The sequence below is a fragment of the Pseudomonas syringae group sp. 247E2 genome (assembly GCF_032587795.1).
GTDB lineage: Bacteria > Pseudomonadota > Gammaproteobacteria > Pseudomonadales > Pseudomonadaceae > Aquipseudomonas > Aquipseudomonas amygdali.
The window spans coordinates 204,574-227,519 of record NZ_JAWHPK010000010.1 but is presented as its reverse complement, the minus strand read 5'-3'; the positions used below and the strand labels follow the sequence as shown (position 1 = coordinate 227,519).

Sequence of the window (22,946 nt, the reverse complement as noted above, 5' to 3'; positions counted from 1 at the left end):
TTCTGTGGTCGTTATGGTATTCGCCTCGCTCGAGTTTCTGATGGTGTTCCTGCCGGCTTTTTTGCTGGCCTATGCCGCAAGCCCTGCGGCGTGGCGCAACGTCGTTCTGTTGATCGGCAGCTGGCTGTTCTACGGCTGGCTGAGCCCGCTGTTTCTGAGCCTGCACATCGTGTTGACGATCGTGGCCTGGGTCGGCGGTTTGCTGGTCGATCGGGCGCGGCAAGGCTCAACAGGGCGGGTGCGTCTGCTGGTGGCACTGATCGTGTTCAACACCGCCGTGCTGTGCTGGTACAAATACGCCAACATCGTCGCCGGCAGCTGGAATCAGCTGATCACGTATTACGGAGCTATGCCGCTGCAATGGCAGCGCGTGGCGTTACCGGCCGGGCTGTCGTTCATCGTGTTGCAGGCGATTTCCTATCTAGTGGATGTACATAGGCACACCGTGCCGGTCGAGCGCAGTTTCATCAATTACGCGACCTACATCTCGATGTTCGGCCACTCGATTGCCGGGCCGATCATCCGCTATGACTGGGTGCGCCGCGAGTTGGTGCAGCGCCGTTTCAACCGCCTGAATTTCGCCCTAGGCGCACGCCGTTTCATGATCGGGATGAGCATGAAAGTGCTGGTGGCCGACACCTTGTCACCGTTGGTCGATGTGGCGTTTCACTTGCCCGAGCCGTCGCTGGCCGATGCCTGGATCGGCTGTCTGGCGTACTCGCTGCAACTGTTCTTCGACTTTGCCGGTTACAGCGCCATGGCCATCGGTCTTGGGCTGATGCTGGGGTTTCACTTTCCCGAAAACTTCAACCGGCCGTACCTGGCCAGCAGCATTCAGGACTTCTGGCGGCGCTGGCACCTGTCGCTGTCCAGCTGGTTGCGCGACTACCTGTACATTGCCTTGGGCGGCAACCGGCATGGCGTCTGGAACACCTATCGCAACCTGTTTCTGACCATGGCCATCGCAGGTCTGTGGCATGGCGGCGACAGCTGGAACTACCTGTTGTGGGGCGCGGCACATGGCGTGGCGCTGTGCGTGGATCGCGCCTGGTCGCGCTCCAGCCTGCCCACTGTTCCCAAACCATTGGCGCACGTGTTGACGCTGCTGTTTGTGTGCCTCGCCTGGACGCTGTTCCGCGCCCCGGACTTTGCCACTGCGCTGACCATGTATGCCGGACAGTTCGGCCTGCATGGCCTGGAGCTGGGCGATGCACTGGCCGTAACCCTGCGCCCGGCGCACGGCATGGCGGCGCTGCTGGGCGTGGCTTGTGTGCTCGCGCCGTTGTTGCAGGTTCGCGTTGAGCAGCGTTTCGCCAGCCACCCTCTGTTCGTAGCGGGCGCCGCATTGTGGCCGGTGGCCGGCTTTCTATTGTCGTTCGCGCTGATTGCCAGCCGCGAGACAGTTCCTTTTCTTTACTTCCAGTTCTGAGGTCAGTGGCCATGACTGCTCCGTCTGCTGTACCGCCTCCGCCCAGCGAACTGGCCGTGCGCACCTGTGGCGTGGCGGGAATCACGCTGGTGGCTTTCATCGGCGTCGGATTGCTGGCCTCGTGCATGCTGCTGGCCAGCGGCAAGGTCGAGTTGCTGCCCAACCCCCTGACCCTCGATGCAGCGCTGCATGGCGAGGTGACTCACAAACTGGCCAAGCAGCTGTCAGGGACTTTTCTGGCGCAGCGCGCAGCGAATATCGAGCGTGGCGCAAGCTGGTTGCTGTTTCACGACACCGGTCCGCGGGTCCGGCAGGGGTGTCCGGGCTGGCTGTTCCTGACCGATGAATTCAGGCTCAATCGCGACGCGCAGGCCAATGCGCAACACAAGGCGCAGGCGGTCATCGATGTGCAACGCAGCCTGAAAAAGCGCGGCATCGACCTGCTGGTCGCCGTGGTGCCAGACAAAAGCCGCATTGCTGCAGCCCAACTGTGCGGGCTTTATCGCCCCGAGGTGCAGCAGGCCCGTGTTGTGCAATGGACCAACAGCCTGAAGGACGCCGGTGTCGATACGCTGGACCTGACCACTACCCTGCAACCGCTGGGTGACACAGCCTACCTGCGTACCGACACACACTGGAGCGAAAGCGGTGCCAACGCGGCCGCCAGAGCGCTGGCACTGCACCTGAGCAAAGCCGGCTTTCAGGCCACTCCGCAACGGCAGTTTCAAACCAGCACCGCCCCGATTGCCGAGCGCCCCGGTGATCTGGTGCGTTTAGCGGGTCTCGACTGGCTACCGCTGTCGTTGCAACCCGCGCCGCAAAGCGTAGCCGCCACGCAAGTCACCGAGCTTGCCAGTGAAGCAGCGTCAGGCGGCGACAACCTCGACGACCTGTTTGGCGACAGCAACCTGCCCAGCATCGCCTTGATCGGCACATCGTTCTCACGCAATTCGGGCTTTACCGGTTTTCTACAGCGCGAACTCGGCGCACCGATCGGCAGCTTCGCCAGGGACGGCGGCGAGTTCTCGGGTGCAGCCAACGTCTATTTCGACAACCCGGCCTTTCGCCAGACCCCGCCAAAGCTGCTGATCTGGGAAATCCCGGAGCGGGATCTGCAAACGGTTTATGAGGTGATCAACCTTCGGCCATAACGCTATCAAATTCGCACCTGACGCTATCGAACAACTGGCTGCCCTGTATCAATCTCATTTCAAACGCGGATCAACCACAAACTCCAGCTCCTTGGCAGTTGCCACAACGGCCAGGAATTCCGGGTGCTGGACGTTGAGCAGGTAATTCGATTCACGCGGGATGATCACGCTGGGCACGGCCAGTGCCAGGCTCTGACCCGAGGCAAGCCAGTCGTCGCCGAACGAGGCTGTTGCCGGTGGTGCGGGCTCTTCGCGCCAGTCGGGAGGCAGGGTGTCCGGCCGTGCATTGAGGATGTGCTCTTCGCCAATCCGCAGCTCAAGCATCGCGTAATGCCGGGCCACGCCAGCGTTGCCCAGGTGCACCAGCACTTCCAGCAGCGCCAGCGATTCGCTGCCTGCGCAGTACACACAGGCGTTGCCTTTGCTGTTCCAGCGTCCGCCATAGAGCTTGGCGCCTTCACCGTCGAACGCCTGAGCCAGCCATTTGCGCTTTACCAGTCGATAGACTGCAATCACGCCACGACACCGTGTTCCAGCCGACCGATCAGGTCGAGCACTGCCTGCGCCTCGGCCGAGGTAGCGAGCATTTCCAGCGGCCTGCGATTACCCAGCCCATAGACCGGGTTGGCCAGCCACAGACGGGTCGCTTCGGCATCGTCTTCGAACAGGTCCAGCGCCGCTTTGTAAACCGCTGCCAGGCGGAACAGACGATCGCTTTCCTCGGCATTGAAGCGGCGCACCTTGAGGCGTCGCTGCAAGGTGGCGGGAGCGATGCCCAGATGCTCGGCCAGGGTCGAGCGGTTCAGGTCGGTGTAATGCGCCAGACGCTCGAATACTTCATACGGCAAACCGTCGTGCAGCGCCGAGTACAGGCGCGTGCCACGGGCCGGAATACCCAGATGCTGCCAGAAATCGTCCTGCCGGGGCAGGGCCGGATGGTAGTCGCTTATGGGCAGAGACATGGACACACCTGTCTATCGAGTGATTACTATTAAATCTATCACTTGATAATAGGCTGGTTTGGGTGGTCGCGGTAGTGATTTGCAGCAACAGAAAGCGACTTAAATTACAGAAACTGCAAACATCGCCGACTTAAGGCTATAGGTTTAGTTTGAATGTTGCTGAGCGAGCGTTATAGGCTCAGTGTCAGTCGATTTCGATAGTGCTGTCGAACGTATACGTGCTGTCCGCCGTTGTCAGCCTGATTTTTTTGCAGTGAGAACCACACGATGTCCACGCTTGCACTATTGATATGCGATGACTCGAACATGGCGCGAAAGCAGCTGTTGCGCGCCCTGCCTGCTGATTGGGATGTATCGGTAACGCTCGCTACCCAGGGGCAGGAAGGTCTTGAGGCCATCCGTAAAGGCCAGGGCCAGGTGGTGCTGCTCGACCTGACCATGCCGGTGATGGACGGTTACCAGACCTTGACGGCAATTCGTGCCGAAAACCTCGACGCCAAGGTGATTGTGGTGTCGGGTGACGTGCAGGACGAAGCGGTGCGCCGGGTCATGGAGCTGGGCGCGCTGGCGTTTCTGAAAAAACCTGCCGACCCGGACGAACTCAAGAGCACGCTGGAACGCCTGGGCCTGCTGGGCAAGCCGGCCGCGTCACCCGTTGCGCTGCCGGCCCTCAACAATAAGGGTGGGGTGATCAGCTTTCAGGATGCCTTCCGCGAAACCATCAACGTTGCCATGGGCCGTGCTGCGGCGTTGCTGGCCAAGGTGCTGGGCGTGTTCGTGCAGTTGCCGGTGCCCAACGTCAACATGCTCGAAGTCGGCGAATTGCACATGGCGTTGGCCGATGCCCATGCTGATCAGCGTCTGACGGCGGTGTGTCAGGGCTACATCGGTGGCGGCATTGCAGGTGAAGCGCTGCTGATTTTCCATGACTCGGAAATATCCGGCATGTCGAAACTGATGGGCGACGATAACTCCGACAGCTCCAACATGGAGATGCTTCTGGACCTGTCCACGATCCTGATCGGTGCCTGCCTGAGCGGTATTGCCGAGCAGATCGACATCGCGTTTTCGCAAGGCCATCCACAGTTGCTGGGCGCGCAGGGTGGCATCGACGAGCTTATCCGCATCAATCAGCAACGCTGGAAAAAGACCCTGGCGGTTGAAATCAGTTACAGCGTAGAAGGCCACAACATTCATTTCGATCTGTTGATGCTGTTCACCGAAGATTCGGTCGAGCTGCTTACCAAAAAACTCGCCTACATGATGAGCTGACCCATGAGCAACGCTATCGAAATCAACGAGCTTCATTGGTTGCTGGCCGTCACGCAGAACATTGACGTAGGCATTGTGGTGCTGGACCTGAACTATCGGGTGACGGTCTGGAATACTTTCATGGAAAACCGCTCTGGCGTGGTGCCTTATGTGGCCATCGACAAGACCTTCTTCGAGTTGTTTCCGGAGGTCAACCGCCAATGGCTGAGCAAGAAAATCGATAACGTCGTGACCCTTGGCACACCGGCATTCACCATCTGGGAACAGCGGCCGTATCTGGTGCGCTTCAAGAATTACCAGCCGATTACCGGGCACGAAGAGTTCATGTACCAGAACACCACGCTGTTTCCGCTGCGTTCAACCACCGGGGCGATCAGCCATGTGTGCCTGGTGATCTATGACGTCACCGACGTGGCAGCCAACCGCAATCAATTGCAGGCAGCCAATGACAAGCTGCAGCAACTGTCGGGTGCTGAACAAAAGTAAACGGCTGTCTGGCTCGTTGGGGCAGCAAAACCGCACTGCGGGCTTGATCCCGCTCGTGCTAGGATCGCGATTTTTCCGCTGACGCTCAGGGACATCATGCGACCTCAAGCCACCCTCACTGTTTTGCCTGTCGAGCGCCCGCTGGTCGGGCGCGTCAGCCCGCCGGGCTCCAAGTCGATCACCAACCGCGCATTGTTGCTGGCCGGGCTGGCCAAAGGCACCAGCCGCCTGACCGGCGCGCTGAAGAGTGACGACACCCGCGTGATGTCCGAAGCACTGCGTCTGATGGGCGTGCAGGTCGACGAGCCGGATGACAGCACCTTCGTGGTCACCAGCAGCGGCCACTGGCAGGCACCGCAGCAGGCACTGTTTCTCGGTAACGCCGGAACCGCAACGCGCTTTCTGACCGCTGCACTGGCCAACTTCGAAGGCGACTTTGTGGTCGATGGCGACGAGTACATGCGCAAGCGCCCGATCGGCCCGCTGGTCGATGCCTTGCAGCGCATGGGTGTGGAGGTCAGTGCGCCCAGTGGCTGCCCGCCGGTGGCGATCAAGGGCAAAGGCGGTCTGGAAGCCGGACGTATTGAAATCGATGGCAACCTGTCCAGCCAGTACGTGTCAGCGTTGCTGATGGCCGGAGCCTGCGGCAAGGGCCCGGTCGAAGTCGCCTTGACCGGCAGCGAGATTGGCGCACGTGGTTACGTCGACCTGACCCTGGCGGCCATGCAGGCCTTCGGCGCCGAGGTTCAGGCCATCGGCGAAACCGCCTGGAAAGTCTCGGCCACTGGTTATCGCGCTACGGACTTCCATATCGAACCGGATGCATCGGCGGCCACCTACCTGTGGGCCGCCCAAGCATTGACCGAGGGCGATATCGACCTCGGCGTGGCCAGCGACGCATTCACTCAGCCTGATGCCCTGGCCAGTCAGATCATCGCAAGCTTCCCGAACATGCCTGCCGTGATCGACGGTTCGCAAATGCAGGACGCGATTCCGACGCTGGCGGTACTCGCCGCCTTCAACCGTCAGCCAGTGCGCTTTGTCGGCATCGCCAACCTGCGGGTCAAGGAATGTGACCGTATTTCAGCACTGTCCCACGGCCTGTGTGCCATCGCGCCGGGCCTTGCTGTAGAGGAGGGCGACGATCTGCTGGTGCACGCCAACCCGGCGCTGGCAGGCACCACGGTAGACGCATTGATTGACACCCACTCCGACCATCGCATCGCCATGTGTTTTGCGCTGGCAGGCTTGAAGATTGCCGGTATTCGCATTCTCGACCCCGATTGCGTCGGCAAGACCTACCCGGGTTACTGGGATGCACTGGCTTCGCTGGGGGTGCGTGTTCAGCGCTGAGAGCAGCTATGGAGCCGTTTTTCAGATCCCGAAGAACGGCTGCATCATCCGCGCCAGCAGCCCGTGAAAGCGCAGCCTTGATTCTGTCGCCAGTACGCAGATGCATTCCCGGTCAGGGTAAGCGATGGGCTGGTGCTGGATGTGGCTGTCCAGATCGGCCACATCATTGAGCGCGAACGCTCCCTGTATGTCGTGATACGCGCCCTTGAGCACCATAGTCATCTCGCCGCTTTCATGGCTGTGCACCGGCATGCTGACGCCGGGGGCGATTTTCAGCAGCATCAGGTTGCCTTGTTCAATACCTTGCGCACGTACTCGTTGCACGCCAGGAACCAGTGTCTTCCACTTCAGTGTGCTCAGTTGCCGACCGAAATGCGCGTGCATGCAGACAGGCAGCAAGTCCGGGTCCTGATTGGCTGCCGGCGTCGAATACATTGCCGGCTCAGCGCCCGTTTGCCGTTCATCGAGGCGCGCCAGCATTGCTGACCTGCCCTTGAGCGGCACCACGCTGCTGGTGTGCTGCTGCATCAATACACCGCCAATCTCTTCGGCTTGCCTGAGTCGCGCACGGCACTCGGCACAGCGTTCAAGGTGCGCCGCAGTCACCACCGCAAGGACCTGCGACAGCGCCCCTGCTGCATAGCTGACCAGCGTCGCGTCATCCGGATGATGTCGTGGGCTCATCATGATTCCTCTATCCGCGAACGCAATTTTTGAAACGCCAGGCGCAGGCACGATTTCACCGTGCCCAGTGGCATACCAAGGCGTTCGGAAATTTCCCGATGGCTGAGCGCTTCAAAATAAGACATTCGCAATACCCGGGCCTGATCGGTGGGCAGGTTCTGAATGGCAATGTTCAGTTGTTGCTCCTGGCGCTGGCTGTAATCGAGCGTTCGATCTACCGGGGCCTCCAGGCGCTCGAGTTGTTCCAGCGAATTCTGCACCTGCACCCAGCCGCGGTCCTTGCGCACGCTGTCGATGTACAGGTTGCGGGCGATGCGAAACAGCCATGTCCCCAGGCTGGCCTTGGTCGGGTCGAAGGAATCGGCCTTGTGCCACAGCTTGAGCAGCACTTCCTGCACCAATTCTTCGGCTTGCCCCTCAGGCACATTCAGCCCGGTCAGATAACGTAACAGGCGCGGCGCGAAGTGATCGTAGATGCGCATGAAGCTTTCGCGGTCCCTCTGGCGGGCCACGGCGGCGACTTCATCAATCCAAAGTCGGGTTATTGTCGATTCGCTGTGAGGGGGGGACAAGTGACAGAAGGTCCTGAGACTGGCAGTAGTGCGCATGATCCACCTTCTGATCACCATTGTCTGGTTTTGGTTCGCAATGCAGAGGTGTTACGCAACGGGATGGGGAGTGGATCACAGGATATGACGAGCGGCGTGGAGGAATTTTACAGGTGCTGCCATGACAATGACCACGGGCCAGTCATGCAGACAGTCGCTGTCATTTCTGCCAGTAGCGCTATGAGCAGCTGGCTGCTTAACCTGTGATCTGGATGCTATCAAGGTCAGGGAGACCATTATGGACACTCACGTTGCACGTGCTTCATCTACGCTGGCCAAGCTGGCGTGTGTACTGCTGGTTATCATTTGTATGGGGCTTCTTTTTGCACCTTGGCGAGCTCAGGCTGAGGCTGTAAATCTGGTTACCTGTACAGGAACCCATACTACAAACTGGTCGCCAGGATTGACCAACACCAGTAAGACGATTGTTGTATCGACGACGAGCAGTTGGAACCCGTGTGTTTCGCTCTCATTCCCTTTGGTTACCAGCGCTTCGTCCAGCGAAAGCTTCCAGTCTACGTTTTCCTGCAAGTCGTTACTGCTACCAACGTCCAGCAGAACATGGGTCATTAGCTGGAGCGATGGAGTCACCAGCACTTACAAATTCAACGCGACGATCAATAATATTGGTACTTTGAACACGACCATTGTTGGTGTCGGGACAATTGTGGATGGCCGTTATAAAGGCGCCAATGCGACAAGTACATTTTTACTTGGCAATCTTCAGTCAACGTTGGACAACAGCTGCGACACCGACACCGGCGTTACCCTCGTCAGCGGTCTTTCAACACTGTTGATTACCCCGTAACGAAAGGCATGGAGCATGCACGCATAAAGCCTGCTACAAGGGCTTGTAGTGCAGACTGACCCTCAACTCCATCGACTCGCCTTGCCGCAACAGCTTCAAACCAGGATGCCCAGGCAAATGATGGGCATTCACCGGGTGGCTGACCGGCTCGAAGCAGAAGAAACCCAACCCCGGTGGGCAGAACACCAGAAAGTAGTCGCTGCCAGTGGCCTGACAGTGCAGTTCATAGCCCAGGTCCGGCTGGCTGATGATGCTGTGGCCGTCCCAGCCGGTGAAACCGTTGTCCAGTCGTGCTTCAGGCAGCGTATTGCTGTGCCGGAAGTCCCACTCGGCGGGTAAGTCCTGCAACTCGGCAGGCAAGCCAGCGTCGTCGCACATCCATACCTGCGCAGCCTTGGCCTGCAAGCGTGTGTGGGGCGTGCGCGGCAGGTAAGGGTGCAAGCCCAGCCCGTGCCAGGCGGCACGACTTTCCAGGTGGGTGGTGGTCAGTTCGATGCTCAGCTTGCCGTCTTGCAGGGTGTAGCGCAGTTGCGCGCGGTAGGCGAACGGCGTCTGGCTGTCGAGTTGCAGGCAGACCTGCTCTGCGGTCTGCTCGATAACACTCCAGACCTGTTGCCAGGCGCTGCCATGAATCGGCAATGGGTCGTTGGCGCTGTTGGCGGCCAGTGCGAGCCAGCCATCCGGCGTGTCGAAACCGCCGTTGCCTATCCGGTTAGACCAGGGTGCCAGCGGGTAGCAGGCCAGTCGGCGAGGTGTACCGGCAGCCAGTGCCAGTTCGTCGCTCGGGCGCAGCAGGGGGTGCCCGCTGGCCAATACGGTCCAGTTGACGATACTGCCACCGATGTCGGGAGCCAGAGTGAGGCGGGTCAGGCCATCTTCAAGGGTCAGTACGTTCGCGGGCATGATGCAAAACCTTCTTGGATGATGGGCTGGATGGTTGAGAGGCAGATGGCGTGGCGCGCCGCCAGGTCAGCAGGACGATACCGCTGACGACGATCAGCCCGCCGATGACCTGGCCGCTGCTGAGTAACTGATCAAGAATCAGCCAGCCGAACAGCAGGCTCGCCACCGGCTCGATGTTCATCACCGGCGCATTGCGGGCGATGTCCAGCCGCGCCATGCAGATGAACAGCAGCGAAAAGCCCAACCCGTAGAGCACCACCAGACTGGCCAGCGCAGTCCAGCCGATGCGGCTTGACGGCAGATCCACGCCACCGGGCAACAGGCCACTGGCACCGGCCAGCGCAGCCGCCGCGAACACCACGACCATGGTCAGCATACTGCGCACAGTGCCGCGCATGCTGGCCAGTTTGTTGTCGGTGATCCATAGCGCAAAGGCGAACACCACCGCTGCGGTAAACGCATAGGCGATACCTTCCAGCCACTGCGGTTCGCTGCTGCCAGGGTTTGACAGCCGCTGCGGCACATCCAGCGCCAGCGTCAGGCCGAACAGAATCAACGCCATCAGGCCTGCGGCACGTCGTGTGGGCCTTGCGCCGCCCAGTGCCCAGGTCAACAGCGCCAGCAGAATCGGCGAGACGTTGACCACCAGCAATGCCAGAGCCACCGGAATACGTGCTACCGCCGAATAAATGCAAAAACTCTGAGTCGCGATCAGCAAGCCCAGAAGCAATTGCCAGCGCCAGGTGCTGGCAGGAAGACTGAGCTTTTCACGTTGCCAGAGCACCAGACTGACCAGCACCAGCAGGGTGACGCCGGAGCGGCAGAGAATGGCCAGCAGCAAGCCGGTGTCATGATCGAAAGCGATGCGTGCCGCAATGTGGTTGCCGGCAAACGAACAGGCCAGCAATGCCAGGATCAGCACGGCAATGTGGCGGGGGAACAGGGCAGGGGCAGACATACGCAACCAGCCTCCTTGGCTGGACAACAGAGGTGCATACCGGAGCGGTTTCAAGCGCTCCGGTAGCGTTGCAACTGATGACGTTAAAGCACGACGCTCGGCAGCCACAACGAGATGGCGGGAATGTAGGTGACCAGCATCAACACCAAAAACAGCGCGACGTAGAACGGCAGCAAAGCTTTCACGGTGGCTTCGATAGTGACTTTGCCCACCGCGGCACCGACGAACAGCACCGCACCCACCGGCGGTGTTATGAGCCCGATCCCCAGATTGACCAGCATGATCATGCCGAAATGCACTGGGTCAACGCCGACACCGACGATGACCGGCAACAGGATCGGAGTCAGGATCAGAATCAGCGGGGCCATGTCCATCACAGTGCCCAGCAGCAGCAACATGACGTTGATGCACATCAGGATCACGTAGCGGTTGTCCGAAAGGGTCAGGAACGCCGTGGTGATCTTCATCGGGATTTCCATCAGCGTCAGGATGTACCCGAAGCTGGCGGCAAAACCGATGAGGATCATCACGATGGAAATGGTCCGTGCGGCCCGGTGCATCAGCTTGGGCAGATCGCGCCACTTGTAGTCGCGATAGATGAACATGGTGACGAAGAACGCCCAGAGCACGGCAATGGCGGCCGACTCGGTGGCGGTGAAAATACCCGACAGAATGCCGCCGAGAATGATGACCATGGCCATCATGCCCCAGAGCGCTTCACCGGCAATTTTCAGCGCCTTGCGCAGCGGAATCACTTCACCCTTGGGGTAATTGCGCTTGCGCGCGAAAATCATGCACAGGCCCATCATCACTGCGCTGAGCAACAGACCCGGCATGATCCCGGCCATGAACAGCGAAGCAATCGATACCGTACCGCCTGCCGCCAGCGAATAGAGCACCGAGTTATGGCTGGGTGGCGTCAGCAAGGCCTGAACCGAGCCGCTGACGGTCACTGCCGTCGAGAAGTCCCGAGGATAGCCGTTGCGTTCCATTTCCGGGATCAGCACTGAGCCTACCGAAGCGGTATCGGCCACCGAGGAACCCGAAATCGCGCCGAAGAAAGTGGATGCCACAATGTTGACCAGCGACAGCCCACCGCGCACGAAACCCACCAGCACAGCAGCAAAGGCGACCAGCCGTCGTGACATGCCGCCTTCGGCCATGATTGCCCCGGCCAGCACGAAGAATGGAATCGCCAGCAGCGAAAACTTGTTCACGCCGCCTGCAATCTGAATCATCAGCGCATCGGCCGGAATATCGATCCACCAAGCGCCTATCAGGGCCGAAAGCCCCAGCGCATAGGCGACAGGCATGCCGATGAGGATCAATGCGATGAAGCTGCCCAGCAGTATAAAAGCGTCCATTTATGCGGCACCTTCGCTTTCTTCAATGACATCGAAGCGCATCACCGCGCGATGACTCTGGTCGCCCAGAAACAGTCTTTCCAATACGAAAATCAGGGTTACGATGCCGCCGATGGGGATTGGCAGGTAAGTGATGCCGACCCTCAGAAACGGTAGCTCGCCGACAAACTGATTCCACGTGGTAGCGCACAGCTTGAAGCCCTTGAAGATCATGAACAGGGCCACGATTGCCATCAGGATCTGCACGACCACCGAGGCGCTGCGACGCACCTGTTGCGGCATACGGTCCACGGCCATCGAAACGGCCATATGTGCACCGGCGCGGTAACTGGCGGCAGCGCCGAAGAAGGTAAATACCACCATCAGCAAAATGGCCGTGGGTTCCGGCCAGCTGGAGCCGCTGCCGAGTATGTAACGGGCAAAGATGCCCCAAGGGATGATCAGGGTCATGATCAGCACCGACAGACCGGCAATGCCGATGCAGACCCGATAAATCGTGTCGTTGATGCGCAATAGCGTATTTTTCATTGGGCTCACCACTGCGGCGGCGAACGAGCTTTCACTCATTCGCGCAGCATAATCGGACAGGCTTATTGGGCCGCTTGGGTGCCGGGTGCAGCCAGTGCCGGATTGGTCTGGACCGCTTCGATGCGGCTGATCAAATCCTTGTAAGGCGCACCGAATTTGTCACGCACCGGCTGGGTGGCGTCGTAGAAGGCTTTCTTCTGCTCCGGCGTCAGGGTGATGAACTCCACGCCTGCTGCCTTGAGTTTGGTTTCTGCGTCGGCCGAAGACTTGTCCCACAGCGCGCGCTCTTCCATCTGAGCTTCACGCGCGAGCTTTTTCACCAGCGCCTGTTGTTCCGGCTTGAGCTTCTCCCAGGTAGCTTTCGCCATCACGATGGGCTCGGGCAGAATCAAGTGCTCGGTAATCGTGAAGAACTTCGCGTTCTGGTAGTGGTTGTGCTGGAAATAGGTCGGCGGGTTGTTTTCCGCGCCATCGATTACGCCGGTTTGCAGGGCGCTGAAGATTTCGCCAGTGGCCATGGCGATACCGTTACCGCCCATGTCGTTGATGGTTTCGATGAATACCGGGTTGCCCTGAACACGGATCTTCATGCCTTTGAGGTCGGAAATCTGGCGTACCGGTTTCTTCGTGTACAGGTTGCGGGTGCCGCCATCCATCCAGGCCAGTGCGACCATGTTGAATTGCGAGTTGGTGATCTTGTCGAGAATTTCCTGGCCGATCTCGCCGTCGATAATCGTGCGCATGTGCGCTTGATCACGGAACACGAACGGCAGGTTGAAGACGTTGACGTCCGGCACGACCGGGCCGACGATGCCCAGGCTGACACGGGTCATCTGCACGGCACCACTCTGGACCTGTTCAACGACTTCCTTCTCGGAGCCGAGCACGCCGCCAGCGTACATCTTGAAGGTAATCTCGCCCTTGGATTGCTCTTCGAGTTTCTTGCCCATGTTCTGTTCCGCCACGACCGGCGCGTAGCCTGCGGGGTGAACCTCGGCGAACTTGATTTTGACTTCTGCCTGAGCCATGCCTGACACGCAGAAGGCCAACGGAAGTGCAGCGATGAGAAGCTTGCGTTTGAAATCCATGGATATCTCCGATTTTGTTATTTTTGGTCGAGCTATGGGATTTTCGTTGGGCACTGTCAGCCCTGAAACTCGGGTTCCTTCAGGCCTTTGACACCAGGGCGCAAAGCGAACAGACCACCGGCGAATGGCTGGTCGCTGATATCGCCACCCGGGCGAATGGACGTTACGAACAAGGTATCGAGATTGGGGCCGCCAAAAGCGCACATGGCCGGTTTTTTAACCGGCACGACCAGCGAGCGGTCGAGTTTGCCGTTGGGTGTAAAACGGTGGATCAGGCCCGCGTCATTGCCGCAAATCCAGTAGCAGCCATCGGTGTCGATTGCTGCACCGTCAGGGCGGCCCAGGTGGTGGTTCATGTCCACGAACAGGCGACGGTTGTGCGGCGTGCCGCTATCGGTGTCGTAATCGAAAGCCCAGATCTTCTGCACGCTGGGATGCGAGTCGGACAGGTACATGGTCTTGCCGTCCGGGCTGAACGCCAGGCCGTTGGGGACAATGAAGTCCTTCAAATGTGCATCGAGTGTCTTCTGCCCGGCGCTGTAGCGATACATCGCACCTACCACTGCGCCTGCTGCCATGTCCATCAGCATGGTGCCGGCCCAGAAGCGTCCTTGCCGGTCGCATCGGCCATCGTTGAAGCGCATGCCTGTCTGTGCATGTTCGACGCTTGCCAGAAGAGTACTGATCAGGCTGCCGTCTTCGCAGGGCTGCAGATGATAAATGCCGTCTTCCATCCCCGCAATCCAGCCGCCGCGGCTGTCGGCTGCGATGCAGGCCAGCATCTGCGGCGCTTTCCAGCTGCGTACGCTGCCATCGGCGAGGCTCCAGCGCAGTAAGGTGCCCTTTGGAATATCCACCCAGTACAACGCTTGGTCATGTGCACTCCAGACCGGGCTTTCGCCAGTGGCGTTTTGTGCATCTACAATCAGTTCGGCATCCATGACAGGTCGTATCTCCAACGTTCTGCAACCAGAGTTCTGTAGTCGGAAGGGGCTGTTTATTGATCGCCGAAGGGGCCGGAGGCCACAAACGCACCGCCCTGATAAACCATCGCCGGGTCGTCAGCCGCAGGCTCCGGTTGGGCTTCAACCTTGGCGCGGAAAATTTCCGAGCTGTCTTTGGGGGTGTAGTCCAGTTTGCTGGCGAAGCGGTTGTCCCACCATACGGTCTTGTTGTCCGAAACACCGTAGACCACGGTATGACCGACGTCTGGCGTGTACAGGGAGCGCTCGATCAACTGGGTCAGGTCGCCAAAGCTCAGCCAGGTGCTCATCATTCGACGGTTCTGCGGTTCAGGGAACGACGAGCCGATGCGGATGCTGACGGTTTGGATGCCGTAACGATCGAAGTAGAAGCTGGCCATGTCTTCGCCGTAGGACTTGGACAGACCGTAGTAGCTGTCCGGGCGGCGCGGGGAGTGCGCGTCGATGGTTTCGGTCTGCTTGTAGAAACCGATCACGTGGTTGGAACTGGCGAAGATCACACGTTTCACGCCATGACGACGGGCCGCTTCATAGATGTGGAACACACCGCAGATGTTGGCACCGAGGATTTCCTCGAACGGCCGTTCGACTGACACACCGCCGAAGTGCACTATCGCGTCCACACCTTCGATCAGGCGGTATACGGCGTCCTTGTCAGCCAGATCGCAGACCTGAACTTCTTCACTGTCATCTACCGCCGGTGCCATCTCGGCAATGTCGGACAGGCGTAGCACGTTTGCGTAGGGGCGCAGTGTTTCGCGCAATACCTTGCCCAGGCCACCTGCCGCGCCGGTCAGCAGGAGGCGATTGAAGGGAATTTGAGTGGTATGAGCCGATGCCATGAGAAAAGTCCCGATTGTTATTTTTGTCATCTGTTGTCGTATGACTTGCCGAATTATCGGCACCGCATACGCTGATTGTCAACGCGGCCAAAGTATAAAAACGACCTGTGTGCCCGCCTGTGCAGACACATTTGTAACAAGGCAAAACCTGCTCCTGTAGATGGGCTTTCAGGCAGGCTTTGCCACAGGTTTTACAGCAGCGAAATAGGGTAGCTGATGAACACGCGGTTCTCGTCGAACTCGTTGGTGCTGAAGTCGCGACGCAGGCTGGAGTTGCGCCATTTGACGTTCAGGTTCTTGAGCGCACCGCTTTGTACGGTATACGCCAGTTCAGATTCTCGTCCCCATTCCTTGCCGTCGGTGATGTTGCCGGTATGCACATTGTCGCCGCTGATATAGCGGTTCATCAGGGTCAGGCCGGGTACGCCGAGCACTGCGAAGTTATAGTCATGGCGTAACTGCCAGGACTTCTCCTTGGCGTTGTCGTAACTGGAGTTGTAACTGTCGTTGGCCAGCGTGCCGCCGCTGGTGCCGTTGACGCGCATCCACGCCGTATCGCCGGTGAGCTTTTGCAGGCCGACATAGAACGTGCTGCCGCCATAGCGCGCCGAGAGCAATGCGTAAGCGGTCTTGTTGTCGAGATCGCCGGCCAGTTTGTTTCCATCTTCCTTGCCGATGAAGTAACCCAGGTTGGCCCCCAGGGTCCAGTCGCCGACCGGCTGGCTGTGCAGCAGGTTGAAAAACTGCTGCTGGTAGATGTCCTGCAGCTCCGAGTACCAGACACCTACCTGGGTACGCTTGTCGTTGAAGACATACTCGCCGCCGCCGAAGTTGAAGCGATCGGACGTGAACGCGCCTCGGCCGTTCATCGACATGTCTTCCATGCTTGCATCGTTGCGCGGGCTATTGCCGCGGAATTGCCCGCCATACAGCGTCAGGCCGTCGATTTCCTTGGACGTCACCTGGCCACCGCGGAAGGTCTGCGGCAACGAACGACCGTCATCGGAGCGCAGAATCGGCAGCACCGGCATCCATTCACCGACTTTCAGTTCGGTTTTGGAAACCCGCGCCTTGCCTGCAACGCCGAGACGGCCGAAATCATCGGCCGGGCGACCGTCGCTGTGGATCGGCAGCAACTGAGTGCCCCCTGTGCCTTTGCCACCATCGAGCTTGAGCGAATACAGGCCCAGCACGTCAACCCCGAAACCGACCACACCCTGGGTGAAGCCCGACTTGGCGTCGAGAATAAAGCTTTGTGTCCATTCCTCGGCTTTGCTCTGCGGAGCTGCGCTGTTGGGAAAGGCCGGGTTGGTGAAGTTGCGGTTGAAGTACGCATTACGCAGCGTAAGTGTGGCTTTGGTATCGTCGACGAAACCCTCTGCCATGCCGAGCATCGGGAAAATCAGTGTCATGCCGCCAATACCCAGCAGGATGCGTGAGCGGGAAGTGTGAGATGTCATTATTGTTTTGCTCCCTTGTTTATCGAAACCGTCCTCTTTTCTGGCCGCGCGCAAGCAGCAGCCGACACCTTTGAGGATTACGTGATGCCTGTTGCCAGGCATGGCCTCGACCGACAGACGGCCGAGTACCGTTCGCCATGTATCAGCGAATGTTATGAATCTGAAAGGATGTCGGGTGCTGCGAAACTGTCGGAACAGATGAGGCTTCGATAATCGGTGGAGCAGACGTACAGACGAGAGTTTTCATGGTTGGCCCAGTCTTGTTTTTATTTTTGGCGTTATAGGTTGTCGTACAACCGCGGTGATATTTGCAGCGCGGCCTCGGTTTGTCAACGCGCTGTTAGTCGAGGTTTACCGATTCACCTGATTTTTAACCCCTCGTAAGGCAGTGAATGATTTGGACTGAACGCTGTGTGCAACCGGGCAGTCCACCTCATAACCCCATTATTTTTTTGGAGCTGCTGCATGAATCGTTTCACCCAGAAAGTTGTTGTCGTGACCGGGGCTGGTTCCGGGATCGGCGAAGCCACCGCCAAGCGTTTTGCCCAGGAAGGTGCAAGCGTTGTACTGGTCGGCCGTAATCGCGACAAACTCGACAAAGTGGCCACGCAGCTGGCGGGCGAAGGGCATTTGGTCCGTGCTACCGATGTGGCGGACCCCAGCGATGTGGAAGCGCTGTTCAAGGAAGTCGCCACGCATTTCGGCCGTCTGGATGTATTGGTCAACAACGCCGGTATCGTCAAATCCGGCAAAGTGACGGAGTTGGGCGTAGACGACTGGAAAGAACTGATGTCAGTGGATCTGGATGGCGTGTTCTATTGCACCCGTACCGCCATGCCGGCGCTGATCGCCAGCAAAGGCAACATCATCAACGTCTCGTCGGTTTCCGGCCTGGGCGGCGACTGGGGCATGAGCTTCTACAACGCGGCCAAAGGCGCAATCACCAATTTCACCCGCGCGCTGGCGATGGACCACGGTGCCGACGGTGTGCGCGTCAACGCCGTCTGCCCGTCACTGACTCGCAGCGAACTGACTGAAGACATGCTTGGCGACAAGGCACTGATGGCCAAATTCATGGAGCGCATCCCGCTGGGGCGTCCAGGCGAAGCTGAAGATGTCGGCGATGTCATTGCCTTCCTGGCAAGTGAAGACGCACGTTTCGTGACCGGCGTGAATTTGCCGGTGGATGGCGGATTGTCCGCGTCCAACGGACAGCCGCCGCAGGCGTGACTGTCAGGAGTGCTGAAACAATCAAGCCCGGTAAAGACCGGGCTTGATGTCAACGCAGGGTGATCAGATACGGAAGTGGCTGACCATCGTTTGCAACTGCCCGCCAAGGCGTGCCAGTTCGAAGCTGGAGGCAGCGGTTTCCTCGCTGGCCGAGGCGGTCTGCTCGGAGACATCGCGCACGTTGACGATGCTGCGGCTGATTTCTTCAGCGGCGGCGATCTGCTAACTACTTGGAGGCTCTAAGCGCAGGGTGCGGTTTATCCAAACCTTGAGCGCCTTGAAATCAAGGCTGCAACGGGCGGGTAAAGTAGACGAAAGCGACAGGTAAGTTGACACGCACCGGTAAGTCAACGGCCAAAAGCCTACCTTGCTTGGTAATTCGGGTTCATTTTGGATATGCTTCTTGGCCACTAGGTTTCGCTAGCGCACGGTAACGACTACATGATGGGCCACCGTAACGGCTGCATTGCTAAGCGGTCAGACAAAAGCTCAGCGAAGCCGGCTTCCAAGAGTCAGAGTGCTCGAGGGCCTTTCGTTCATTTTTAGGTCGTGGCGGTGAGTTGCAGGCGCACCAGACGCAAGCCTAATAGCCAGAAGCGAGCCATGTCGCAACCAATAAAAATCGCCGAGCTTTTCGCAAGCCTGCCCTTTCAGGTCGGTGCGGAGTATGCTTACAGCCAGCCAATTATAGGGCTTGACGTACCGGGCATCAGTGCTATTTACGGTCTCCATCTCGCCATCTGGCAATTGCGCGATCAGGATCTGCAAAACGATTTCCCGCTCGACACGCTTGATGGAAGGTGCCGCTTTCTAGCTTGGTGTGTGTTACATGGCCGCCGTGAATATGCAGCTCTTCGTCAGTTGACACCGTTCTGGAAAACACTCTCTCAACCTGCCCGCGTGCCTTACAGCGAATGGTCCGGTGGTATTTCGCGCTTCCTGCAACTGTTAATTCATGGGCGCAGCGATCTTGGCATCGATTCTGAACTGAAGACCTCTGATGCACAGCGTGATGCACTTTTTTGGTTTTTCGGGTCTGGTGGCTGGCAGGATCTGGCGATGAGCTGGCAGGATGTACCCGGTTGGCAACGACGCTTTCTGCTGGATCAACCTGATCTGCTCAAAAGCCGTTTCGCACGCCTGCTGTTAGAGAAACGGCCAGACCTGCAGGCTATATTCCGGCAAGATACTGCGGCAGGCCTCGCGGGATTCAAGGGCTGGCTTGACCAAAATGCCCCGCATGAAACGGGACTGCCATTGCTGCAGAAAATCCCGCTCCAGGCATGGCCTGAACACACCGCCCAGTCATTCCAACACAGCAATGAGAGCTTCGGCGTAAACCTGATCGGCTATGCCTTCGGCGAGCTGGGTATCGGCGAGGACGTCCGCATGGCCGCGCATGCTTGCCAGGCTGCAGGCATACCCTTCTGCGTCATCGATTTCGCCCCAGGCAGTAACGTACGCCAGCAGGATCGCAGCATCGCGCAGTGGATAACAGACACCCCTCGCTATGGCATCAATATCGTTTGTCTTACCGCTATGGAGCATCTAAGGCTCTTTCTTACATGCGGTGCCGAACTATTTCGCGGTCGCTACACCATCGGCTACTGGCCATGGGAACTGCACAACTGGCCAGCCAATTGGGAGCACTGCTTCAACCTTATCGACGAGGCCTGGGCATCGAGCCGACATATCGAACAGGCCATGCAACGTGCCAGCCCGGTTCCGGTGCGTTGGATGCCGATGGCCGTTCGCCTGCCCGACGAAGTCGATACCACCAACGCACTGCGCCAGCGAGCACGTTTTGGCCTGCCGCAGGATAAAACACTGTTCGTGTTTTCCTTCGACGGAAACTCCTTTATCTCTCGCAAGAATCCGCTCGGCGTTGTCGAAGCTTTTCTGCGAGCTTTTACCAGCGCAGATCAACAAGTCGGTCTGGTCATCAAGTGCATGCGCCCTGACCCAAAAAACTCGATCTGGAGGCAAATCCAATCTATCGCCCAGAATGACTCGCGTATCTTCATCATCGATGCGATGCTTGAAAAAAACGATGTCTTGGAGCTGTACCGTGCCTGTGATTGCTTTGTATCCTTGCACCGTGCCGAGGGGTTTGGGCGGGGCATTGCCGAAGCCTTGTTACTCGGCTTAGAGGTCATCGCCACGGATTACGGCGGAAATACTGATTTCTGTCGTGCGGCGGGCGCGCGGCTTGTTCCTTTCCGCTTGCAAGTTCTAGAACCGGATGAATATATCGAGGCGGTGGGTCAATTCTGGGCAGAGCCGGATATCGGCGCAGCAGCGCAGGCCATGATTGACGTCGCCAATCGGCTATCCGATGAAAATGGATGTTCACCTTTGGCACATGGGCAGCGTTTTAACGAAATTTTCTCTACTGCTGCCATTGGGGCGGTTTACCGCCGCCGAATAGCCGACTTGATCGAACTCAAGCGGCAACCATAGTGAATCAACATCATGATGCGTTTCATCCGGGTATGCTATCCGTCGGCAATGGCATCCTTCTGCCGATAGCAGCCATCATGACGGTCGGGCCAGCAGGGGCTGCACAGGCCGTGCGAGATGGCAAGCTACAAGACGTAGCGATGCTCGGTGCTGCGAATGTAACAGAGGGCGAAAAGCAGCGCGGCTTACTTAAAAAATCCATAGGTCTCTGGGAAATATCCAGAGATGAAAAAACCTTAAACAGTCAGGCTGCATATAAATTGAGGTCCAGTCCGGAACCTACCTGGATGAAGACGAAAGCGCTAGAGTTTGTGACTCTTACGGAAGAAGAAGATGACGGAAAGTATTAAGTACTCGATAGATAAGTTTACGAAAAGAACTCTAGATGGCTGGATATTTTCGCCTGACACTCCAGGGAAATATAAAGAGATAGGCATAACGACCAGTAACAGAAAGATGAAAGTGACGGCGAACAAATATCGGGCCGATCTGGAACAGTCAAAAATAGGAAGTGGCGATCACTCGTTTAACATCGTTTTTCACCCTGAGCTTTCGGAGGATGAATACCTGTCTGCAGAGATTATGGAAATCAGCACAGGAACCAGTCTCCAAAGTGCTGATCAGATTTCAGCACAGAGATTGGCCACAAAAAAAACAATCTACTTAGAAGTTTCAGATCTGATTAACTTTCTGCGGCACGAAAAAAGAGTGACCGGGATACAGCGTCTGGTGTCACAGTTGTGCCAGTCGATAATTGAAGAAGATCGCAAAAATAACTACAAGTTCTGCACGCTCCTGTCAGAGGCAGATAACAACCTCTACGAAATAGAGCGAGATGCGTTCAAGGGGCTCATTGGCGCGGTGTTGGGTGACATCAAAGGCGATGGGTTAACGCCGCTAATAAATCTGGCCACAAGCAATACCGTTCCGGTCAATATAGCCGATGGGGATATGTTGTTCGGTACCGGGGCGTCGTTCAGCTTTCAGAACTACACATTGGCCATAAAAAAGTTAAAGTTTGAAAAACAAATAAAGTATGGCACCATTGTTTATGATCTTATACCGTACCACAGCAGAAGCACGCTGCCACCCGAACTCTCTGTACGTTTTTCACTTTGGCTGTCAGAGATAGTTTCACTCTCGGATATACTGGTCTCGATATCTGAATACACTAAAAAAGAACTCGATCGTTTCATACTCGATAAAAATATCGTGCCTAACGAATCACAGAGCACCTTCATACCCTTAGGCTCGCACCCGTCAATAAAGTCCTCAAACAGCAAAATACAGAGCAGGTATTTTATCGAGGACGAGTTCTGCATATTTGTGTCCACCATCGAAACGAGAAAAAATCACGCTGCACTTATAAAGGCTTGGGAAAAGCTGCTTGACAAAAAACCACCACAATTGATTATTGTTGGGAAAAGCGGCTGGGGCTTCCATGAAGTACAGGCTCTGGTTCAAGATAATAAAGAGCTTTTCAGGAAAGTAACATTTATTCATGATGCTTCTGACAGTGACTTGGAGTGGCTGTATTCAAATTGCTTGTTTACCGTGTATCCCAGCCTGTATGAAGGGTGGGGGCTGCCGGTAACGGAAAGCCTCACAAGAGGAAAATTCTGTATTTGCTCAAATACTACCTCGTTGCCTGAGGCAGGCGGTATCTACGCTGATTACTTTGACCCCAGAGACGTTAATGATATAGCGAGCAAGGTACTTTACTATATTGAAAACAGGTCGGAAATAAAAGCAAGAGAAGCCCTTATAAAGAGCTCCTACAGGCCTAGAACCTGGCAAGACTACGCATTGGACCTGGATAATTTGCTGGACGCTACCCATCAGAGCGATGACATAAAAGCGGTGGATACCTCCTTGAAAGGTGGGATGATTTACCGTTTTTCCAACGTGGTCAGTTCGAAGGAAAGCTTTTTTGACTACATTATTCATCGTTCAACAGCTTACTCCATCCTGAGTCAGGGAGACTGGTTTGTTCCAGAAAGCTGCGGTCGCTGGTTGCAGGGGAATTACGGAGCAGTCAGGATACAAACTTCCCAGCCACAACAAAAAGTAGCGGTTTACATAAAGTACTGGCTGCCCCCAAACCTGGATTCGATTAGTTTTGAGATAGCTCAAAATAAAGAATATAACGACCTCATGGTGCTTAAGGACAGCGAGATAGCAGGCCATAAACTTATTAAGATAAATGCGGTTTCCGACCAGACCGGGTGTCTGCAAATAGAGTTCATCAGAAGAAGCCACAAGAAAAATCAGCACCCAGAGCCACGAGATCTTTTTCTGAGCCTGATCTCTGTGGCCATAGCACATGATCTTGGGGAGCGGATTGACATCCTTGAAGGCCTGCTTCTATGAGGCCTAA

22 protein-coding genes and 1 pseudogene are annotated in these 22,946 nt (G+C 57.3%); 10 read left to right on the top strand and 13 right to left on the bottom strand.

The window, feature by feature from the left end:
* The first annotated feature begins 13 nt into the window (after positions 1-13).
* On the top strand, positions 14-1,429 hold the full coding sequence (locus RYC18_RS12860) for an MBOAT family protein (protein ID WP_316886213.1): 1,416 nt from the start codon (positions 14-16) through the stop codon (positions 1,427-1,429).
* An 11-nt stretch (positions 1,430-1,440) separates the two neighbouring features.
* Positions 1,441-2,580 carry an alginate O-acetyltransferase AlgX-related protein gene (locus RYC18_RS12855; RefSeq protein WP_316886199.1) on the top strand — a complete coding sequence of 380 codons (1,140 nt, stop codon included), beginning with the start codon at positions 1,441-1,443 and terminating at the stop codon, positions 2,578-2,580.
* 54 nt (positions 2,581-2,634) lie between these two features.
* Here the strand turns inward: RYC18_RS12855 and RYC18_RS12850 are convergent, their stop codons facing one another.
* On the bottom strand, positions 2,635-3,096 hold the full coding sequence (locus tag RYC18_RS12850) for an RES family NAD+ phosphorylase (protein WP_005746504.1): 462 nt from the start codon (positions 3,094-3,096) through the stop codon (positions 2,635-2,637).
* Complete coding sequence (locus RYC18_RS12845) at positions 3,093-3,542, bottom strand: DUF2384 domain-containing protein (RefSeq protein WP_004663867.1); 450 nt, start codon at positions 3,540-3,542, stop codon at positions 3,093-3,095. The genes RYC18_RS12850 and RYC18_RS12845 overlap by 4 nt, the downstream gene beginning before the upstream one ends.
* A gap of 267 nt (positions 3,543-3,809) precedes the next feature.
* Here RYC18_RS12845 and RYC18_RS12840 point away from each other — a divergent pair, with 267 nt between their 5' ends.
* The 3 genes from RYC18_RS12840 (at position 3,810) to aroA (ending at position 6,653) form a co-directional block, all read left to right on the top strand.
* The gene (locus RYC18_RS12840) at positions 3,810-4,814 is read left to right on the top strand and encodes a response regulator (protein ID WP_057404075.1); all 1,005 of its coding nucleotides are present in this window, start codon (positions 3,810-3,812) and stop codon (positions 4,812-4,814) included.
* Between the two features lie 3 nt (positions 4,815-4,817).
* Positions 4,818-5,300 (top strand): PAS domain-containing protein, encoded by a 483-nt coding sequence (locus RYC18_RS12835; RefSeq protein ID WP_002556144.1) that lies wholly within the window; start codon positions 4,818-4,820, stop codon positions 5,298-5,300.
* A gap of 96 nt (positions 5,301-5,396) precedes the next feature.
* Positions 5,397-6,653 (top strand): 3-phosphoshikimate 1-carboxyvinyltransferase, encoded by a 1,257-nt coding sequence (gene aroA, locus RYC18_RS12830; protein WP_005746506.1) that lies wholly within the window; start codon positions 5,397-5,399, stop codon positions 6,651-6,653.
* Positions 6,654-6,674: 21 nt separating this feature from the next.
* Here the strand turns inward: aroA and RYC18_RS12825 are convergent, their stop codons facing one another.
* The gene (locus RYC18_RS12825) at positions 6,675-7,337 is read right to left on the bottom strand and encodes a ChrR family anti-sigma-E factor (RefSeq protein ID WP_005733971.1); all 663 of its coding nucleotides are present in this window, start codon (positions 7,335-7,337) and stop codon (positions 6,675-6,677) included.
* Entirely contained in the window at positions 7,337-7,849 is a 513-nt protein-coding gene (locus tag RYC18_RS12820; RefSeq protein WP_004642487.1) for a sigma-70 family RNA polymerase sigma factor, read from the bottom strand. Before RYC18_RS12820 ends, RYC18_RS12825 begins: the two co-directional genes overlap by 1 nt.
* Positions 7,850-8,183: 334 nt before the next feature.
* Here RYC18_RS12820 and RYC18_RS12815 point away from each other — a divergent pair, with 334 nt between their 5' ends.
* Positions 8,184-8,753 (top strand): hypothetical protein, encoded by a 570-nt coding sequence (locus tag RYC18_RS12815; protein ID WP_162181468.1) that lies wholly within the window; start codon positions 8,184-8,186, stop codon positions 8,751-8,753.
* A 33-nt stretch (positions 8,754-8,786) separates the two neighbouring features.
* Here RYC18_RS12815 and RYC18_RS12810 read toward each other — a convergent pair whose 3' ends face one another.
* The 8 genes from RYC18_RS12810 to RYC18_RS12775 form a co-directional block, all read right to left on the bottom strand.
* Complete coding sequence (locus RYC18_RS12810; protein ID WP_010192706.1) at positions 8,787-9,656, bottom strand: aldose 1-epimerase; 870 nt, start codon at positions 9,654-9,656, stop codon at positions 8,787-8,789.
* Positions 9,631-10,614 carry an EamA family transporter gene (locus RYC18_RS12805; RefSeq protein ID WP_005733974.1) on the bottom strand — a complete coding sequence of 328 codons (984 nt, stop codon included), beginning with the start codon at positions 10,612-10,614 and terminating at the stop codon, positions 9,631-9,633. Before RYC18_RS12805 ends, RYC18_RS12810 begins: the two co-directional genes overlap by 26 nt.
* Positions 10,615-10,697: 83 nt before the next feature.
* Positions 10,698-11,978 (bottom strand): TRAP transporter large permease, encoded by a 1,281-nt coding sequence (locus RYC18_RS12800; protein ID WP_005746510.1) that lies wholly within the window; start codon positions 11,976-11,978, stop codon positions 10,698-10,700.
* Complete coding sequence (locus RYC18_RS12795) at positions 11,979-12,506, bottom strand: TRAP transporter small permease (protein ID WP_004655425.1); 528 nt, start codon at positions 12,504-12,506, stop codon at positions 11,979-11,981. It lies immediately after the preceding gene.
* Positions 12,507-12,568: 62 nt separating this feature from the next.
* Positions 12,569-13,594, bottom strand: a complete 1,026-nt coding sequence (locus tag RYC18_RS12790) for a TRAP transporter substrate-binding protein (protein ID WP_005746511.1) — start codon at positions 13,592-13,594, stop codon at positions 12,569-12,571.
* Between the two features lie 56 nt (positions 13,595-13,650).
* A complete protein-coding gene (locus RYC18_RS12785) occupies positions 13,651-14,535 on the bottom strand; it encodes a glucurono-1,5-lactonase (protein WP_316886198.1) in 885 nt (294 codons plus the stop codon).
* A 56-nt stretch (positions 14,536-14,591) separates the two neighbouring features.
* Complete coding sequence (locus RYC18_RS12780) at positions 14,592-15,419, bottom strand: NAD(P)-dependent oxidoreductase (protein ID WP_316886197.1); 828 nt, start codon at positions 15,417-15,419, stop codon at positions 14,592-14,594.
* Between the two features lie 191 nt (positions 15,420-15,610).
* Positions 15,611-16,879, bottom strand: coding sequence for an OprD family porin (locus RYC18_RS12775; protein WP_054098882.1), 1,269 nt, complete (start codon positions 16,877-16,879; stop codon positions 15,611-15,613).
* A 465-nt stretch (positions 16,880-17,344) separates the two neighbouring features.
* Here RYC18_RS12775 and RYC18_RS12770 point away from each other — a divergent pair, with 465 nt between their 5' ends.
* On the top strand, positions 17,345-18,109 hold the full coding sequence (locus RYC18_RS12770; protein WP_005746516.1) for an SDR family NAD(P)-dependent oxidoreductase: 765 nt from the start codon (positions 17,345-17,347) through the stop codon (positions 18,107-18,109).
* A 63-nt stretch (positions 18,110-18,172) separates the two neighbouring features.
* Here the strand turns inward: RYC18_RS12770 and RYC18_RS26505 are convergent.
* Positions 18,173-18,331 (bottom strand): annotated as a pseudogene (locus RYC18_RS26505) (hypothetical protein); the annotation flags it as partial.
* A gap of 381 nt (positions 18,332-18,712) precedes the next feature.
* Here RYC18_RS26505 and RYC18_RS12765 point away from each other — a divergent pair.
* The 3 genes from RYC18_RS12765 to RYC18_RS12755 are packed head-to-tail and all read left to right on the top strand — an operon-like array spanning position 18,713 to position 22,939.
* A complete protein-coding gene (locus RYC18_RS12765; protein ID WP_316886196.1) occupies positions 18,713-20,569 on the top strand; it encodes a glycosyltransferase in 1,857 nt (618 codons plus the stop codon).
* Positions 20,569-20,919: a hypothetical protein gene (locus RYC18_RS12760; RefSeq protein WP_316886195.1), complete on the top strand. Its 351-nt coding sequence runs from the start codon at positions 20,569-20,571 to the stop codon at positions 20,917-20,919. Before RYC18_RS12765 ends, RYC18_RS12760 begins: the two co-directional genes overlap by 1 nt.
* On the top strand, positions 20,903-22,939 hold the full coding sequence (locus RYC18_RS12755) for a glycosyltransferase family 1 protein (protein ID WP_316886194.1): 2,037 nt from the start codon (positions 20,903-20,905) through the stop codon (positions 22,937-22,939). The genes RYC18_RS12760 and RYC18_RS12755 overlap by 17 nt, the downstream gene beginning before the upstream one ends.
* Positions 22,940-22,946 lie beyond the last annotated feature (7 nt).